17 protein-coding genes are annotated in these 17,585 nt (G+C 67.0%); 8 read left to right on the top strand and 9 right to left on the bottom strand.

Annotated features, from left to right (window positions below; genetic code table 11):
* Positions 1–133: 133 nt before the first annotated feature.
* The 4 genes from proS to EAO78_RS12860 form a co-directional block, all read right to left on the bottom strand.
* Entirely contained in the window at positions 134–1,618 is a 1,485-nt protein-coding gene (proS, locus tag EAO78_RS12875; protein ID WP_122106236.1) for a proline--tRNA ligase, read from the bottom strand.
* Between the two features lie 115 nt (positions 1,619–1,733).
* Positions 1,734–2,438: an ABC transporter ATP-binding protein gene (locus EAO78_RS12870; protein ID WP_162498075.1), complete on the bottom strand. Its 705-nt coding sequence runs from the start codon at positions 2,436–2,438 to the stop codon at positions 1,734–1,736.
* A 2-nt stretch (positions 2,439–2,440) separates the two neighbouring features.
* Positions 2,441–3,514, bottom strand: a complete 1,074-nt coding sequence (locus tag EAO78_RS12865) for an ABC transporter permease (protein WP_122106234.1) — start codon at positions 3,512–3,514, stop codon at positions 2,441–2,443.
* Between the two features lie 26 nt (positions 3,515–3,540).
* Positions 3,541–4,521 carry a hypothetical protein gene (locus EAO78_RS12860; protein ID WP_122106233.1) on the bottom strand — a complete coding sequence of 327 codons (981 nt, stop codon included), beginning with the start codon at positions 4,519–4,521 and terminating at the stop codon, positions 3,541–3,543.
* Positions 4,522–4,673: 152 nt separating this feature from the next.
* Here EAO78_RS12860 and EAO78_RS12855 point away from each other — a divergent pair, with 152 nt between their 5' ends.
* The 4 genes from EAO78_RS12855 (at position 4,674) to EAO78_RS12840 (ending at position 8,087) form a co-directional block, all read left to right on the top strand.
* Positions 4,674–5,273, top strand: coding sequence for an NUDIX hydrolase (locus EAO78_RS12855; protein WP_122106232.1), 600 nt, complete (start codon positions 4,674–4,676; stop codon positions 5,271–5,273).
* Positions 5,274–5,357: 84 nt separating this feature from the next.
* Complete coding sequence (gene gatD, locus EAO78_RS12850) at positions 5,358–6,653, top strand: Glu-tRNA(Gln) amidotransferase subunit GatD (protein ID WP_122106231.1); 1,296 nt, start codon at positions 5,358–5,360, stop codon at positions 6,651–6,653.
* Between the two features lie 93 nt (positions 6,654–6,746).
* Positions 6,747–6,980 (top strand): hypothetical protein, encoded by a 234-nt coding sequence (locus tag EAO78_RS12845; RefSeq protein WP_238987694.1) that lies wholly within the window; start codon positions 6,747–6,749, stop codon positions 6,978–6,980.
* An 81-nt stretch (positions 6,981–7,061) separates the two neighbouring features.
* A complete protein-coding gene (locus tag EAO78_RS12840; protein ID WP_122106230.1) occupies positions 7,062–8,087 on the top strand; it encodes an A24 family peptidase in 1,026 nt (341 codons plus the stop codon).
* A 49-nt stretch (positions 8,088–8,136) separates the two neighbouring features.
* On the opposite strand, the gene dnaG is transcribed toward EAO78_RS12840, so the two are convergent.
* Positions 8,137–9,711 carry a DNA primase DnaG gene (dnaG, locus tag EAO78_RS12835; RefSeq protein ID WP_122106259.1) on the bottom strand — a complete coding sequence of 525 codons (1,575 nt, stop codon included), beginning with the start codon at positions 9,709–9,711 and terminating at the stop codon, positions 8,137–8,139.
* Between the two features lie 220 nt (positions 9,712–9,931).
* Between dnaG and EAO78_RS12830 the strand changes: the two genes are divergently transcribed.
* A complete protein-coding gene (locus EAO78_RS12830; RefSeq protein ID WP_122106229.1) occupies positions 9,932–10,237 on the top strand; it encodes a DUF3311 domain-containing protein in 306 nt (101 codons plus the stop codon).
* On the top strand, positions 10,234–11,730 hold the full coding sequence (locus tag EAO78_RS12825; RefSeq protein ID WP_122106228.1) for a sodium:solute symporter family protein: 1,497 nt from the start codon (positions 10,234–10,236) through the stop codon (positions 11,728–11,730). Before EAO78_RS12830 ends, EAO78_RS12825 begins: the two co-directional genes overlap by 4 nt.
* 6 nt (positions 11,731–11,736) lie before the next feature.
* Here EAO78_RS12825 and EAO78_RS12820 read toward each other — a convergent pair whose 3' ends face one another.
* Positions 11,737–12,303 carry a sugar O-acetyltransferase gene (locus EAO78_RS12820; protein WP_122106227.1) on the bottom strand — a complete coding sequence of 189 codons (567 nt, stop codon included), beginning with the start codon at positions 12,301–12,303 and terminating at the stop codon, positions 11,737–11,739.
* A 499-nt stretch (positions 12,304–12,802) separates the two neighbouring features.
* On the opposite strand from EAO78_RS12820, the gene EAO78_RS17725 reads away from it, so the two are divergent.
* The gene (locus EAO78_RS17725; protein ID WP_136516508.1) at positions 12,803–13,021 is read left to right on the top strand and encodes a hypothetical protein; all 219 of its coding nucleotides are present in this window, start codon (positions 12,803–12,805) and stop codon (positions 13,019–13,021) included.
* 609 nt (positions 13,022–13,630) lie between these two features.
* On the opposite strand, the gene EAO78_RS12815 is transcribed toward EAO78_RS17725, so the two are convergent.
* Positions 13,631–14,038 (bottom strand): VOC family protein, encoded by a 408-nt coding sequence (locus tag EAO78_RS12815; protein ID WP_122106226.1) that lies wholly within the window; start codon positions 14,036–14,038, stop codon positions 13,631–13,633.
* A gap of 121 nt (positions 14,039–14,159) precedes the next feature.
* Here EAO78_RS12815 and EAO78_RS12810 point away from each other — a divergent pair, with 121 nt between their 5' ends.
* Positions 14,160–15,098 (top strand): dihydrodipicolinate synthase family protein, encoded by a 939-nt coding sequence (locus EAO78_RS12810; protein WP_122106225.1) that lies wholly within the window; start codon positions 14,160–14,162, stop codon positions 15,096–15,098.
* Positions 15,099–15,442: 344 nt separating this feature from the next.
* Here the strand turns inward: EAO78_RS12810 and EAO78_RS12805 are convergent, their stop codons facing one another.
* A complete protein-coding gene (locus tag EAO78_RS12805) occupies positions 15,443–16,213 on the bottom strand; it encodes an IclR family transcriptional regulator (protein ID WP_122106224.1) in 771 nt (256 codons plus the stop codon).
* A 185-nt stretch (positions 16,214–16,398) separates the two neighbouring features.
* The gene (locus EAO78_RS12800; protein ID WP_122106258.1) at positions 16,399–17,568 is read right to left on the bottom strand and encodes a mandelate racemase family protein; all 1,170 of its coding nucleotides are present in this window, start codon (positions 17,566–17,568) and stop codon (positions 16,399–16,401) included.
* Positions 17,569–17,585: the final 17 nt, after the last annotated feature.

Raw genomic sequence — 17,585 nt, 5'->3', positions numbered from 1 at the left:
GGCCCCCCGATAAATACCTCCACACCCCTCGCCCCGAATTAAGCCGAATTAAGCCGGATGTCGACGCGCGAGCCGCGTTAGTGGCCGGTTTCGGACGCGATCCTTCGATGAGCGCCCCGGTAACGCGACCCGCTCAGTACGACTTCGCGAAGTACGCCGTTCGCTCGGCGGGGTCGCCGCAGATCGCGCACGTCTCGTCGTGGTCGTCGGCGTCGCCCTCGACGAGCGGGTCGTCGTCCTCGAAGGGGACCATGACGATCTCCGCGGCCATCGGCTCCTTGATCGGTTCCTCACAGGCTTCATCGCCGCACCACGGCGTCCTCACGTAGCCGCCGTGCTGGCCGAGCGTCCCGAGGATCCCCGCGCGGTCGTCCGCCTCCCGGACCTCGCCGTCCAGGGTGTCCTCGGCGGCCGCGTACAGCTTCGCGTACACCTCGTCGAGGTGGTCACGCACCGTTCCGGCGACGTCCTCGCGGTCCTCGACGCGTTCCTCGCCGTCGGGGCGATGGTTCAGCGTGAGTTCCCCGTCCTCAACCTCGTAGGGGCCGATCTCGATCCGCAGCGGGACCCCGTTCAGCTCGTGTTCGTTGAACTTGAATCCGGGGTTGCGCTCGTCGCGGTCGTCGAGCTCGACGCGAACGCCCGCCGACTCGAGGTCGTCGGCGACGCCCTCGGCGTACTCGAGGACCTCGTCCTTGGTGTCCTCCTGCCAGATGGGGACGACGACGACCTGCGTCGGCGCGACCGTCGGCGGCAACACCAGCCCCTGTTCGTCCGAGTGGGTCATGACCAGCGCGCCGAGCGCGCGCCATGAGAGTCCCCACGAGGTGGTGTGGGCCGTGCGGTCGTCCTCGTTCTCGTCGGAGAAGGTGATGTCGAACGCCTCCGCGAACGACTGCCCCAAGTGGTGGGAGGTCGCGCCCTGAACCGACTTGCCGTCCGGCATGAGCGCCTCGACGGTCGTGGTCGTGTCCGCGCCGGGGAACTTGTCGTGGTCGGGCTTCTGGCCCTTGAGCACGGGGATGGCCAGGAGGTCCTCGTAGACGGACTCGTACTGGTCGAGCCGCGTCATCGTCTCCTCCCAGGCGTCCTCGCTCGTCGCGTGGGCGGTGTGTCCCTCCTGCCAGAGGAACTCCTTCGTCCGGAAGAACGGCTTCGTCTCCGTCGCCTCCCAGCGCACGACCGAACACCACTGGTTCACCCGAAGCGGGAGGTCGCGGTGGCTCCGCACCCACTGGGAGATGTAGGGCGTGATGATCGACTCGGACGTCGGTCGGACCGCGAGCCGCTCCTCGAGCTCCTTGGTGCCCGCCTCCGTCACCCACGCCACTTCCGGGTCGAACCCCTCGACGATGTCCTTCTCGCGTTCGAGATAGGACTCGGGGATGAACATCGGGAAGTACGCGTTCTGTACTCCCGTCCGCTTGAACTTCGCGTCGAGGAACCCCTGGAGTCGCTCCCAGATCGCGTACGCTCGCGGCCGCGTGACGATGAACCCGCTCATCCCCTCGGGACCGTAGTCCGCGAGCCCCGCCTTCCGCACGACCTCGGCGTACCACTCGCCGGTGTTGTGTGATTTGGACTCGGTGATGCCGAGCTCCTGGTCGTCGTCGCTCATTGTTCCTCACAGGGCGGGTCGCGGGCTTAAAAGGTCCGAAGCCCCTTCGCCATCGGCCCGGCGGATCGGCTCTCGCTTCGACCCGTTAACGGATTACGGGACAGTGAAGCGGCGCTCACTCCGGCCCGCCGATCCGACCGTCGTACAGCGCCAGCGAGGAGTCGAGGATCGGGTCGACGCGCTCGCGGTCGTGTGAGGAGACGAGAACGGTCCCCCCGTCCTCGGCGTGTTCGACGATCAACTCGAGAACGCGTTCCCGGGAGAGCTGGTCGATCCCCGCAAGCGGCTCGTCGAGCACGAGCAGTTCCGGCCGGGAGACGAGCGCGATGGCGACGTCGAGCTTCTTTCTGAAGCCGCCCGAAAGGGCCGCGGCCCGCTGGTGGCGTACCCTGTCGAGTCGGAGGCGATCCGTCACGGAACGTCGCCATTCGGGGTCGACGTCGCCGTGGAGTCGCGCGAAGACCGAGAGGTTCTCGCCCGCCGTGAGGCCGGGATAGAACTGCGGCTCCTGAAAGGAGTACCCGATGTCCGCCGGCGACGGTGCGGTCACCGTCCCGGCCGTGGGGTGGCGGAGACGGAGGAGTATCTCGAAGAGCGTCGTCTTCCCCGAGCCGTTCGGCCCGACGACCCCGTGGATCTCCCCGCGATCGAACCGACAGTCGATCCCGTCGAGTGCGGTCACCGGACCGAATCGTTTCGAGACGTCCTGAAACCGGACGATCGGATCCGAAGGATCCGATGAGGGCTCCCGATACATCCCCCGCGAACCGATCCGGTCGAGGAGGGCGACGACCCGACCCGAAAGGAGGCGTGTCGCCATCCTCAACGCCTCCATTCGTAGGTTCGGATACAGCCCCAACAGAAGCCGAGGCAGCCGACGACGTAGATGGCGATGAACCGGTACCAGTCGGCGTACAGCCCGAACCCGTCGCCGCGGACGAGGTGTCCCCTGATCACGATCGCGAGATAGTGCGGGGGAAGACTCCGAGCGATCGCCATCCGCGTCGACGAGAAGAAGCCGACCGGATACAGCAGCCCCCCGAGTCCGACGATCCCGATCAGTACCCCGAGATTGACGAACAGCGCGGCACGCCCCAATCCGAGGAGAAACGCGATCCCGATGCCGATCGACGCCGTCGAGAGGAACAACAGCCCCACGGCGGTCGCGGTCTCGACGCGAAGCGGGGCGATCCGGTACTCCATCGGGACGTTCGCGACCGCGACGGCGGTGAGAACGACGCCCGTCATGAGGACGTAAAACAGGAGCTTCGCGGCCACGAACGCCTCCAATCGCGACTGGTGTCGGACGCGATCGAGGACCCGCCGATCGGTCATCACGTCGTAGGGGACGAAGAGCAACCCGACGACGAGCACGAACAGAGTCATCCCGGTCGGGATGAGGTACTCCGAGAGCGTCAATAACGTCCCGCGCTGCTCGTGGGTGACGTCGACCTCCCCGGGGAGAAACGACGAGAGCTCGACGCTCAAGACGGCCTCCAACAGCCCGATCGCCTCGACGAGCGGTACCGCGGATCCGTGCCAGATCATCCGGAACTCCGTCGTGGACTCGTCATCGAGCACGTCGGGCGGTACGAGCACGACGAGGTACACCTCCTCGCGGTCGAGCCCGCGGAGGGCGGTCTCCTCGGTCTCGTACCGGACGGGGGTGCCCAACAGCGCGACCCCGCCTCGCGTTACGGTCATGTCGTCCGCGGTCGTCTCCGCCTCCGCAGGCGCGATACCGACGGGGACGTCCTGTGGAAGCGTCTGATCGAACCCGACGGTGCCGACCACGAGGAGCCCCGGGAGGAGCGCGAAGCCGACGAAGAGAGCGGCGAGCCGTCGTCTGGCTGCATACGCCTCCGTCCAGAGAAACACGGCCGTATCGCGTATCATCGGGTGTCGAACGAGGGTGATCGAGACTAGTAGAGAACCGTCTCCATCGCGCTCGCGATGTCCTCGGCGTCGCCCTCGTAACTGACGACGACGATCGACTCGTCGTCACCGTCCAGTTCGGCCTCGATCTCGTCCAACTCGGCGTCGAGGTCCTCGTATCCGGTGTCGCCGGCGGCGACGAGCGCGCCGGCGATCACGTCGCGCAGGTCCTGAGCGTCGGACGCGGTCTCGGCGTGGAGTCGAAGCTCCGTGGACACCGTCTCGTCGTCGGTACGGTACCCGTAGGACGCGAGCGTCACCGATTCGAGCACCGAAGTGTCGACGCCGGCACCGACCGATTGCCCGGCGAGTTCCTCGCCCGGGAACTCCGTCGCGCCCGAAACCAGCGCGCCGTCGCTGGCGGTGTCGTACTCGTCTTTGAGATCGCCGCTCAACGCGTCCGCGTCGCCGGCAGCGGTGTCGACGACGGATTCGACCGACGCTCGGTCACCGACGACGATCTGGCCGTCCTCGTCGAGCACGGCGACCGCCGCCGTGTCCCCGGCCAGACTCTGGTCGGATCCCGTATACAACGTCCGGTCGTTGTACTCGACCTCCTCCAGATCGGTCGACTGCTCTCTGATGCCGTCGACTACGTCGGCCGGGTCGAACTCGCCGTGAACGATGAGCCCGACGGACTGCTCGCCGTACCCGCCCGCCGCCTCCACGTCTTCCGTAAACACGACCGCCTCGCTCACCTCGTCGGGAGCGACGTTGAACTCGTCCTCGAACTCGCTACCGACCTCTTCGGGGTCCTCCATCGACGGGTCCTCCTCCGAGAGGCTTTCGAGGATCGTCGTGGTCGCGGGATCGCCCTCCAGTCCGTCGGCGTCAACGTGGAACACCGCCTCCGCGCTGTCCGGCGTCTGGTCGATCGGCCCTGCGCCCCCGAGTCCGGGGACGGCACCCGTACAGCCCGCCGTCACGACGACGACGAGCAACGCGACGAGAATTCGTCGATGTCTCATGTTCGGTGATCGACTAACGATTCAAACGTCAGTGCTTAAACCTACGGGAATCGTCATGTCATTGGGAGTACGTTCTCGATCGCTGAAACGACGGTCCTCGATGTTCGATGATCGGAGAAAGGTTAACCGCCCCCGAGTTCCTACGCTCGGGCATGGACCTGTCGGGGCTTCGTCGTCACACGCCACGGTCGCTCGCGGGCCGCCGCGAGGCGGCCGTGCTGGCCCCGGTGATCGAACGCGACGGCGCGGCCCACCTGCTTTTCACGAAGCGCGCCGAACACCTCGGGGAGCACCCAGGACAGATGAGCTTCCCCGGCGGCGGCCGCGAGCCGATCGACCGAACGCTGACCGACACCGCGTTGCGGGAGGCCGACGAGGAGGTCGGGATGCGCCCGAACGAGGTCGACGTCGTCGGCCGCATCGACGACACCCGCACCTCGAGCAAGTACGCGGTTCGTCCGTTCGTCGGCGTCGCGCCCGACCGGGAGTACGTCCCCGACGAGTCGGAGGTCGCAGAGGTCGCCGTGCTCTCGATCGAGGACCTCGTTGACCCCGCGAACTACGAGTCCGAACGGCGGATCGGCCACCCGGAGTACGGCGACCACCGCGTCCACTACTTCCACGTCGACGGCTACACCGTCTGGGGCGTGACGGGACGGATGGTCGTCCAACTGCTCGAGCGTACGACCGGCTGGCGCGCGCCGGAGGAGGTCGACCGCGTCGTCGGCCCCGACGCGGACCTTCCGGTCTGAAACGATCGGATCGCTACGCCCGGTCCGTTCTCCGCCCGACCACGAACGGCTGGATTCAAGTCCGCCGACCGGGAACCGGGTGGTATGCAACCGGGAGATCGCGTCCGCGTCGACCGCGGGGACGTCACGAACGAGGGCGTCCTGTTGCCCTCGACGACGCGCGACCACCTCGTCGTCAAGCTCGACGGCGGGTACAACGTCGGCATCGACCGCGAGGCGGCCGACGTCGAGGTGCTCGAGTCGGGCGCGCGCGACGTCGACGAGACGGGCGACGCCGCGGGTGAGGTCAGCGAGATCACCTTCGACGAGGACCTGCCGACGGTGGCGCTCATCTCCACCGGCGGGACCATCGCGTCGACCGTCGACTACCGCACGGGCGCGGTCACCGCCCGGTTCGACGCGGAGGACGTGCTGCGGGCGGTCCCCGACCTCGCGGGACGGGCGAACTACCGCGGCCGCGTCGTCGCCAACATCCTCTCGGAGAACATGGAGCCGGGGATCTGGCAGGACCTCGGTCGGGCGGTCCGCGAGGAGGTCGAAGCCGGCGCGGACGGCGTCGTCGTGATGCACGGGACGGACACGATGCAGTACTCCGCGTCCGCGCTCGCGTTCACCCTCGACGTCCCCGTCCCCGTCGTGTTCACGGGGAGCCAGCGCTCGGCGGACCGGCCCTCCTCGGACAACGTGATGAACGCGGTGTGTGCGGTCGAGGCCGCCAAGGCCGACCACGCGGAGACGCTCGTGTGTATGCACGCCGGCCCCTCCGACGACGCCTGCGCGCTCCACCGGGGAACCAGGGTCCGGAAGAACCACACCTCCCGGCGCGACGCCTTCGAGACGGTGGGCGCGGAGCCGCTGGGGATCGTCGACTACGAGGTCGCGACCGAGTCGGGTGCCGACGGCGACGTGGCCGAGGACGCGATCGCGTGGAACCGTGAGCCCGCCCCTCGTGGCGGGGACGGGACCGGCGACGGTCCCGCGATCGCGGCCGACCTCGAGTCGGACGTCGAGCTCGCGAAGTTCACGCCCGGGATGGATCCCGCCGCGTGGGACTACCTCGAGGGGAAGGCGGGCGTCGTGATCGAGGGAACCGGACTCGGCCACGTCCACACCGACCTGATCCCCCGGATCGAGAACCTGGTCGAGGACGGGACCGTCGTCGTCATGACGAGTCAGTGCCTCGAGGGACGCGTGTGCGACCGCGTCTACGACACCGGCCGCGACCTGCTCGAGGCCGGCGTGATCGAGGCGGGCGACACCCTCCCGGGCACGGCGAAGGTGAAGCTCATGTGGGCGCTCGCGAACGCGGACGACCCCGCGGGAGTGATGCGTCGGGACCTCGCGGGCGAGCTCACCGAGGAGTCGCGACCCTGGCGGTGAGCGGGCCGGACGTAAGCGGGTCGGATCGGAGACCAAACCGTCAGTCGCGATCGCGACCGCTACGCTCTTTTCGCCCGGTCCCGCAGACCGGGTATGGACCCGGTCCCCCTCGCGACGACGATCCTCCAGTTCGCGACGCTCCGGTCGGTGCTCTACTACGGGGCGGTGTACGGGATCGTCCTCGCGGTCGCGGTCTGGATCTACCGCGACGCGAAGGCGCGGGGCAGCGACCGGGCGCTGGCGTGGTTCCTCGCAACGCTCGTGTTCACCATCCTGCCCGTGCTCGCGTACCTGTACCTCCATCGCGACGCGGGCCCGGCGCGGTGATCCGCCGGATCGGGTCCGTCGAGTATCATCGTCGATAGCCGAACCCGAACGCCTAATTCCTCCCGACCCGGCCGTGTCGACATGTTCGCGACCCTGCCGGACGCGCTCCGACTGATCGTCGTCCCCGTCTTCTGCTGGGCGGCGGTCCGAGACGTCCGGACCCGGCGGCTTCCCAACCGGATCTGGCCGCCGCTGTACGCGTTCGGCGCGCTGCTTCTCCTCTGGGATGCGGCCCTGCTCTGGCCCTTCGCGGGGCTCGACGGGCGATGGTTCCTCGTTCGAGTCGCCGTCAGCCTGCTGTTCGTCGCGCCGCTCGGCTACGCGTTCTGGTACCTCGGCGCGTTCGGCGGGGCCGACGCGAAGGCGCTCATCGCGCTCGCGATCGTCTTCCCGACGTTCCCGAGCTACGGGATCGCCGGGGTCTCGCTCCCGCTCGTCGAGACCGTCCTCGGCGTCTTCTCGCTCACGATCCTCACGAACACGGTGCTCCTCGGGTTGGCCTACCCGATCGGGCTCGCCGCCTTCAACCTCGGGACCGGCGAGCGGTCGTCGACGATGTTCCTCGCCCGCCCGGTGTCGACCGCCTCGCTCCCGGAGCGACACGGGCGGCTGTTCGAGGACGCGGAGGGAACGACCCGGAACGGGCTCGACCTGGACGCGCTCCGGATGTACCTCCGATGGCGCGGACTGACGCTCGCGGAGCTCCGGGACGCTCCGGACCGCCTCCGCGACCCCGAGAGCGTCACGGACACGTTCGACCCGACGGACGGCGGCACCCACGTCGGCCCCGCGACCGACGGAGGAGAGCTGGTCGGGACAGACGGGGGCGAGTCCGACGGCGGCAAGAACGAACCCGACGGCGACGAGGACGGGCCCGACTTCGACGACCCGTGGGCCGCCGAGCGGTTCCTCGCCGATATCGACCACGGGGCGTACGGGACCGACCCCGGGACGCTCCGGGAGGGCTTGGAGGTCGTCGTCGGTCGCGAGACGGTTCGCGTCTCGCCCGGGATGCCGTTCGTCGTGCCGATGGCGGCCGGGCTGGTCGTCTCCGTCACCTACGGCGACGCGCTGTTCGCGCTGCTCGGCACGCTCGGGCTGGCGTGAGCCGTCGGGCGAACCGTCCGCACCGCTCCGGTTCGCTCCGGTGACCCGCTCACGCCTCGATCGGGAGGTCGCCGACGGTCGAGACCCGCGTTCCGATCGGCCGTTTGACGAAGTCGCCGAGTTCGCGGCCGAACAGCCGGCTCACCCCGCGCTGGGCGGCGACGTCGAGCAGCCGTTGGTCGACCAGACCGTCGACGATCACCGCGTGAGGCGGGTCGGACGCGTCCTCGACCGCGTCAAACGCGTCCCCGGCCTGGACCTCCTCGAGGACCCCGAGGTCGTCGTCGAGCAACCTCGCGAGCCCGCTCTCGCGATCGACGACCTCCTGGACGTGCTCCTCGAGCGACCTGGGCTCGTCGTCGGCGGGAGTCGAGTCGGTAGGGGCGGCGGTATCGGGGTCCGCGTCGTTGTCGGCGGGGATCGTGTTGTCGGCAGAATCGGTGTTGTCGGCAGAATCGGTGTTGTCGGCGGCGGTATCGTCCTCGCCGTCGGTATCGTCGTCGGAACCGGCGCCATCCGTGTCGACGGTGGACGCTTCGGTGACGCCCCCGGAACCGAAATCGGAGCCGTCATCGGAACCGTCGTCGACGGTCGATGGGTCCGTATCCACGTCACGTTCGGGCTCCCGGGCCTCGCTCGCTCCGTTGACATCGGTCGGGTCGGAGGTCACGATCGACGCGTCGGACTCGGACGAACCGGCGGCGATATCGGGACCGGGGTCGGCGTCGGCGGCTCTCTTCCCGTCGTCGCCGTCGGTTCGTTCCTCTTCGTCCGCGTCGGGTCCCGGGTCGCTTCCGGCCGCCTCCCGGAGGTTCGGCGCGTCGGCGAGCGTCTCGTAGGGGACCTTCCCGCGGAGCGCCTCGAAGACGGCGCCGCGGTCGAGGTCCTCGACGGACTCGCCGGGCGGGGCGAACGCGACGTAGTCGACGTCGCCGACCTGTGCGAGCTCGCGGAGGATGAGTTCGCCGCCGCGGTCGCCGTCGAGGAACGCGGTGACCGTCCGTGACTGGGTCAGCTCCGCGACGGCGTCGGGGACGTTCGTCCCCTCGACGGCGACCGCGTTCTTGATCCCGCACTCCAGTAGCGTCGAGACGTCCGCGCGCCCCTCGACGATGATGACGGCGTCGGAGTCGCCGACCCGCGGGCCGGCGGGAAGCCCCTCGTAGTCGACGATCCCCTCCACGCGGGCGGCGTCGCGGACCTCCTCCAACACGTCGTCGCTGCCGAGACTCGTCTCCTCGAACCCGCTCGCGACGAGCTCCTTGGCGCGTTCGACGACCTCGCGGCGTTTGGCCGCGCGCACGTCCTCGATGCTCGTCACCTCCACGGCGGCCCCACAGGGACCGATCCGGTCTATCGTCTCCAGCGAGGCCGCGAGGATCGCGGTCTCGACCTTGTCGAGGCTCGAGGCGACGGTCACCTCGCCGAATGACTGGCCGTTCTCCGACCGTATCTCCACGTCGATCCGGCCGACCTTCGAGGACTCCTGGAGGTCGCGCAGGTCGAGCTCGTCGCCGAGGAGCCCCTCCGTCTGTCCGAACACCGCGCCGACGACGTCGCTCCGCTCGACGACGCCGTCGGCCGCGATGGTGGCGCGGATCAGGTATTTGGCTGTGTCGTTCATGTGATGAGTGATGGTGATGTGAACGGACGACGAGTCGTCGTCCCGTTTCGGATAGGATCGGTCCGGAAAAATACCTGTCGACCCGCGGACCCTCGGCGAGCGTCGTCGATCGCCGAACGATCTCGATCGCGGGGTTTCGCGGTCGTCGATCGGTCGTCGCGTGGTCGTCCCGGAGCCCAAGGAACAGCGTTTAGTCGGTTCGACCCCATGATATTCCCAAGTGGTGAGACGTTCGAGAGACCTCGTGTGGGTACCGACGTTCGCCGTTCTCGTCGCGTTCGCGGTCCCGTGGCCGCTGTGGGGTGTGGATCGCGTCGTCGCCGGGCTGCCGGTGTGGATCTGGTGGCACGTCGGCTGGCTCGGGCTCTCTGCGCTCGCGTTTCGGGCGTTCGTTCGAAGCGGCGCGTGGGAGCGCGGAATGGGGCTCGACGCCGAGAAACGAAACGCCGGGGAAGGGGACTGCGGACCCGACGCCGCGACCGACGGTGGACCCGACACCGTGATCGACGGGTGTGAGCGTCGATGACCGCAGGGATAGGGCTCGGCGTCGTCGTCGGCTATCTGATCGCGGCGCTCGCGATCGGCCTCGTCGCCTATCGAATCACCGAGTCGACCGCGGAGGACTACTACCTCGCGAACCGGTCGATCGGCACGCTGGTGTTGCTGTTCACGACGTTCGCCACGCTGCTTTCGGCGTTCACCTTCTTCGGCGGCCCGAACCTCGCGTACGCCGCCGGCCCGGAGTGGCTGGTCGTGATGGGGACGCTCGACGGGGTGTTGTTCGCGGTGTTGTGGTACGTCGTCGGCTACAAGCAGTGGCTGATCGGCGAGCGACACGGCTACGTCACGCTCGGCGAGATGCTCGGCGACCGGTTCGGCTCCCGGGGCCTCCGCGGACTCGTCGCCGGCGTCAGCCTCCTGTGGCTGTTCCCGTACGTCATGCTCCAGCAGATGGGCGCGGGAGAGGCACTGGTCGGCCTGACCGGCGGTGCGGTCCCCTACTGGGGCGGGGCGGCGCTCGTCACCGCGTTCATGATCGCGTACGTCACGCTCGCGGGGATGCGCGGCGTCGCGTGGACCGACACGATCCAGGGGCTGTTCATGCTCTCCATCGTCTGGATCGCCGCCGCCTGGGTGGTCTCGGCCGTGGGCGGCGTCGGCGCGGCGACGGGGTCGATGCTGACGGCCCGTCCCGAGTTCGGAAGCTTCGGCGGCGGGGTCTACACGCCCGGGTTCATCGTCTCGACGGCGATCACCATCGCGTTCGGCGTGACGATGTTCCCGCAGATCAACCAGCGCTTCTTCGTCGCGGACTCGAGCGCGGTGCTCAAGCGGTCGTTCGCGCTGTGGCCCGTCCTCGTGCTCCTCCTCTTTCTGCCCGCGTTCCTGCTCGGCGCGTGGGCGGCCGGGATGCCGATCGACGTGCCCGAGGGTGCGAACGTGCTGCCCGTCGTGTTGAACGCGTACACGCCGACGTGGTTCGCCGCGCTCGTGATCGCCGGCGCGATGGCCGCGATGATGTCCTCGTCGGACTCGATGCTGCTCTCGGGGTCGTCGTACTTCACCCGCGACCTCTACCGCCCGTTCGTCAACCCGGACGCCTCCGCGAGCCGGGAGGCGTGGACCGCCCGGCTCGGCGTCGTCGTCTTCGCCACCCTCGCGTTTCTCGCGAGCCTCCTCCGGCCCGGAACGCTGATCGAGGTGGGCGACACCGCGTTCTCCGGGTTCGCGCTGCTGTCGCTGCCCGTGATCTGTGCGCTCTACCGGGACCGGACCACCCGCGACGGGATGGCGGTCGGGATCGCGGTCCCGCAGGCCGTCTACCTCCTCGTGGTGTTGTCGTCCGTCCTCCCGCTCGTTCCGACGCTCCCGCGTACCGTCGCGGTTGCGGGTACCGGCGGATGGGACGTGGCGCTCGGGCTGATGCTCCTCTCGCTCGCGCTCACCGTCGTCGTCTCGCGGCTCACCGCGCCGACCGCCGACGGCGACGCCTCCCGGTTCGCGGTCGCGGGCGATTGAGCGCGATCACTCCTCGTCGTCGAGTTCTCGAACCACCGTCGCCGGGTTCCCACCCACGGCGACTCCGGCGGGAACGTCCTCGACGACGACGGCTCCGGCAGCGATCACGGAGCCGTCGCCGACCGACACGCCGGGGGTGAGCACCGCCCGCCCGCCGATCCACACGTCGTCGCCGATCGTCACCGGTTCGCCGGACTCGAGACCCTCGGAGCGCTCCGCCGCGTCGGTCGGATGCGTCGCGGTGTAGATATGCGTCCCCGGACCTATCAGGCAGTTCCGGCCGATCTCGATCCGGCGGACGTCGAGGAAGACGCAGTCGAAGTTGGCGTAGAAGTCGTCGCCGACGTGGACGTTATAGCCGTAATCGCAGCGAAACGGCGGCTCGACCGCGGCGTCCTCGCCGACCGATCCGAACAGCTCGGAGAGCAACTCCCGCCGCGTCTCGCCGTCGTCCGCGGCGGTTCGGTTGTATCGCGCCGTGAGATCCCGTGCGCGCTCTCGCTCGGCGGCGAGCTCGGAGTTCATGGCGTCGTATGGGTCCCCGTTCAGCATCTTCGCCTTCTCGCTCGTCATGTCCGAGAGGCAGCGGCCGCGCCGATAAGGGTTTCCGAGGAGAGTCGGCGACCACGTCACGGGAACGACTCCATGCGAGGCGACCTCGTGGTGGTAGCGACGGATCCGGACGCTCGCGCTCGTGAGATCCAGAAAATAAACGTATGAAGAATTATGATTAATGCTATTTACCAGTAAAGTAATATACTGATCCAGCGACTGATTCGATCCCAAGCGACCGTCCCGACCACGTCTTCGGTATCGTGGACTCGAGTCCTCGAGAGACGTTCGGAAGGATCATCTCTCCACACGTTCCGTGCCATGTTCGGGTAGGATTTCATGGCCGTATCTCTCTCGAGACCATCGCGTTAGCTCCGTTGTACTCCATTTTCAGACATAATATAGGATGAAACAGCTGGTAGATCGGGGGTGCGTATTACACTTTCTGTTTCAACACATCTGACCATTTTATGCCTGCTTGACGCCAAGTATTATATTGGCTCGTTGGATATTTCTAGACATGAATAAAGAACTCAGCGGGAATCAACTGACTGGTGGTATGGTCGGCCTCATTGTGGCAGGACTAATCATTTATCCACTTGTATCTGGCCAAATAGAGATGTGGTCAATATATGCGATCATCATCGGCGTATTATTGATTATAGTCTCGGCTGTTGTGTTCTTTTCTGACTCCACACCGCAAGAAGACCACTTCTACAATCGTGGTGGCGGAGTCTAATCACCAAGTACGTACGACCGATCATCGGTAGCGGCGATCTTTAAGTGAACAGCAATACCACATGGCCGATATGTGAATACCCTGTACTGAGCATCCGCGAACAGCGTGGCGCGACGCGCCACCGGCAGCCGGCGCGAAGTGCTGGCGACGAAGTGACGGTTCACCGACGGAGCCGTCGGAGACGGCGGAGTCGGCTTTTTCCCTCCAGGGTTTTCGAGGAGCGGTTCCCGAAGCGAACCCAGTGAGCGAGGGAATCCGACGAAAAAAAGGTGGCTGTACTGACCGGATCCGTATGTTCCACAGAGATCATGGTGTTGTCTCCCGGAGACCTGCGGATCGTCAGATCCGGGATCAGTTCGACTTCCTCGACGCGTGTCGGTCCTCTACCTTCGCCACGGAGATCGGTCGAGTGCTTTTCCGCGGATCCGTCTAGACGATGGATGACACTTGGCGAATCGGTGATCCTTCAGATCTGACTCGTTCGGCACAATTATCAGATATACTTGATATATTGAATATTGGAATATTGGGTCCGATAGCCGGTCAGGACTGTCGCTCAGCTGGCGGTCGCGTCCTGCGGATCGAGGGAGTCGAAAGCGCCGGGCGTCGCTACTCGATCTGCTCGATCAGTTCGACCGTGTATCCCTCGGGATCGGTGACGAACGCGATCCGGATGTCCTTGTCCTCCAGGTGCTTCGGACCCTTGAGGAGTTCGCTGTCGAACTCCTCGGTGAGCGTCGCGATCGATTCCTCGATGTCCTCGACTGCGACGGCGACGTGGTCGAAGCCGCTCGCCGGGCCGCCGTCGTCGCCGTTATCCTCGCCGTCACCGCCATCGGCGTCGTCGGCGTAGTACTTGAACTGGATCTCCGCGTCGCTCTTCCCGCCGACGAAGCGGTTCGTCGCTCCGTCGTCGCTTTCAAACTCGCGGGTTCGGTGGAGTCCGAGCCCCTCGGTGTAAAACGCTTCAGCCGATTCGACGTCTTCGACCCACATCGCCGCGTGGAGCACGTCCATACCCGACGGATGCACGTCGTCGCATAAATAAGTGGGTATGCGGCGAGGGTCGCCTCGATCGGGCGATCGAGCGATCACGAAACCCGGTGGGTTTATGAGCTACCGGCGTGCTTGAGAACGTGTGCCACTCACCAGCGACGAGGTCGCCGAGCGGCTTCGCGGAGTCGCCGCCGGACTCCTGACGCCGTTCGACGACGACCTCGACATCGAACACGACGAGCTCGCGGCGAACGCCGAATCGCTCTACGCGGAGGGTATTCGCACCTTCCTCGCGACCGCGAACATCAGCGAGTACCACTCGCTCTCCGCACGTGAGCGCGTCGCGTCCGCCGAGACCGCGGTCGAGACGCTCCCGGACGACGCGTGCGTGCTGGCCGGCGTCGGCGGGAGCACGGCGGACGCGAGGGCGCTCGCTCGGGAGTACGCGGACGTCGGCGTGGACGCGATGATGGTCATGCCGCCGGACCACACCTACGTCCACGAGCGAGGGTTGCTGACGTACTACCGAAAGCTCGGCGACGCGACCGACCGTCCCCTGGTTCCGTACGTCAAGGGGTTCGAGCCCTCCGTCGAGTACCTCGGCGACCTCACCCGCCTCGACTCCATCGTCGGGATCAAGTACGCGCTGGAGGACCCCGTCAAGCTCGGTGCCGGGATCGCCGCCGGGGACGACGACGTCGTCTGGGTCGACGGGCTCGCGGAACCGTTCGCGGTCGCGTTCTGGGCCGAGGGGGTCGAGGGCTTCTCCGCCGGCGTGAGCAACTTCCGCCCCGAGGTCGGACTCACCCTCTTCGACGCGCTGTCGGCGGGAGACTGGGAACGCGCCCGGGAGCTGCGGGACGTCTGTCTCCCCTACCAGAGCTTCCGCGGTCGGACCGGCGAGCGCAACCGGATCCCGGCCGCCATCAGCGTCCCGGCGGTGAAGAAGGGGCTCGACTGCGCCGGACTCCACGGCGGAACCGTCCGCGAACCGATCGAGCCGCTCTCGGCGGAGAACGAGCGTCGCGCCGAGGAACTCTACGAGCGGCTCGACGAGGAGATCGACCGACTCCTCGGGTAGGACACCGCCCGTTCGGCGAACCGACCGGCCGTCGCTCCTTCGACGGGATTCGGAGAGGTCGGCGATCGTGTTCCCCACATCGGAACAATCCCCGTCGCTGGAGCGAAAACGCGTGCCGGCGACCTTCAGCGAACGGGGGATCACCGACGCCCGCCTCGCACCGTCACGAGAAATTACACTACTACGATTGTAAAGAGAGGAGTGGCCGGAAACGGAGCGATCGAACCCGAAGGACCGAACGTTCGGTGATGGGCGACGATCGCGGCTTTCCGTACGGTTCACACGACGCGAACCGATCGAGCAATTCGTTCCCCTTTACGGAACGGAGATCGACCGTACGGGCGTTAGGTGTACTTGGCGTTGATCTCGATCACCCTGGCAGTGCTCCGGACGAGGTCCGGCATTCGATCCAGGAACGTCTGGTCGTCGAACCGCTTCGTCGGCCCTGAGACGCTGATGGCCCCGAGCACGTCCCCGTCGCGGATCACCGGTACGGCGACGCATCGGAGGCCTCGGATGCGTTCCTCGTCGTCGAAGGCGATGCCACGGTCACGTATCTCCCGAAGTTGGTCGTACAGTTCGTCCCGGTCGGTGATCGTGTGCTCCGTCCATTCGGGCATCCCGTGTCGATCGAGGATCCCCTCGACGCGGTCCTCCGGAAGGTGAGCGAGGATCGTCTTGCCGACGGCGGTGGCGTGGAGGTGGACACGGGTCCCGACGTGTGAATCCGTCCGGACCGCGTCGCCGCCGAGCGACTGGTACAGGTAGATCCCGCGCCCGTTGTTCTCGACGACGAACTGTGCGGACTCCCCCGTCTCCTCCGCGAGGTCCTCGATCTCGTCTTTCACTAGTTCGTGAAGTTCCCGTCGCTGTCTGGCGTATCCCCCGAGATTCAGGAAACGCAATCCGACGTGATACTCGTCTCCCTCCCGGGTGAGGTACTCGGCCCGGACCAGGGTCGTCAGGTGGTCGTGGACCGTGCTCTTCGAGAAGCCGAAGTGGTCGGCGAGTTCGGTCACACCGGCTCCGTCCCGACGGCGGATCTCCTCCACGATCGCCATCGCTCGTTCCACGGCCTGAACGGGCCCGTCGTACTCGGGTGGGGCGGTCGCCATGGAGGCCGATCGGTTCCCGGGGATTAAAACTGTTCCCCACAGCCAAACGCGCTCTCCGCGATGACTAACCACACCGGACGAGATCGAGCCGACCCGCTCGCCGTTCCCGCGGCGGTATCCACGTGTCGCGTGGTCACCGCCGGTTCGGCGTTCCGGGCTGCCGAACGTCGGGCGGGTGGCGTGCCCTATTCGTAGACGTGGACGCTCCCCGTGGCGTTCTCCTCGATGAAGTCCCAGTCGTACTCCACTCCGAGCCCGGGACCGTCGGGCACGGTCACCATGCCGTCGTCGTCGACGGTGTCGAGGAAGTCCGAGTAGTCGCCCTCGTACACCGGCGGTTGGGTGTTCCGACAGTCCGGGTGGACTAAGGCGATCTCGTAGTAGTTCGTGTTCCGGATCGCCGCGATACAGTGCCGGTGTGCGGGTCCGGGCGCGTGGAGTTCGACGTCGAGACCGAACCCCTCGGTCATCCTCGCGATCTTCATCGCGCCGGTGATCCCGCCGTCGTACTCGGGGTCGGCCCGGACGAAGTCGGTCGCGTCGTTCGCCACGAAGTCGGTGTGCGCCTCGAAGCCGCGGACGTGCTCCGTCTGGAGGAGCGGCGTGTCGAGGATCTCCCGGAGCTTCCGGTGGCCGTGCTGGGAGACGCCGCCGTCGCGGTAGGGGTCCTCGTACCAGAAGAAGTCGGCCTCGTCGCAGGCCTTCCCGATCCGTATCGCGTCCGCGAACGTCGGCGGCTCACAGGCAGGGTCCAACATCAGGTCCATCTCGTCGCCGACGCGCTCGCCGACCTCGAGGACGGTCTCGACCGTCTTGTCCGGGTCGGTCCAGTCGCCGCCCCAGTCGTGTATCTTGTACGCCCCGTATCCCAGATCGCGGCACTCCTCGGCGAAGTCGGCGAACGCCTCCGGCGAGTCGAGCCCGCCGTTCTCGTCGCCCTGATAGGTCGACGCGTACGCGGGGAACCGCTCCCGGTAGGTCCCGAGGAGCTCGTGGATCGGCGCGTCGTAGTACTTCCCGGCGAAGTCCCAGAGCGCGATGTCGATCGGGCCGATCCCCATCCGGTCGTACTTCCGGAGCGCTCGGTTGATCGTGCTCCAGTGTTTCTCGCGGTCGAACGGGTTCTTGCCGATCAGGTAGTCGGCGAACATGTTGATCTGGGCCGCGCCCGGCGAGTTCCCGCCGACGTACTCGCCGGTGATCCCGGCGTCGGTGTGGACCTTGATCGCGAACAGCTTCCGCGTGTTCGTCGCGCCCGGTTCGTAGACGACGCTGAAGCCGTTGGGGCTGTAGCCCACGTCCTCGATCTCGTAGGCGAACTCGGTCGACTCGATCTTGGTGATCTCTGGTGTCACGTCCGTACCCATCCCGA

The organism is Halobellus captivus (genome assembly GCF_003697845.1).
GTDB lineage: Archaea > Halobacteriota > Halobacteria > Halobacteriales > Haloferacaceae > Halorubrum > Halorubrum glutamatedens.
The sequence above is the reverse complement of the archived record's forward strand: the minus strand, read 5'-3'. Positions and strand labels throughout refer to the sequence as shown.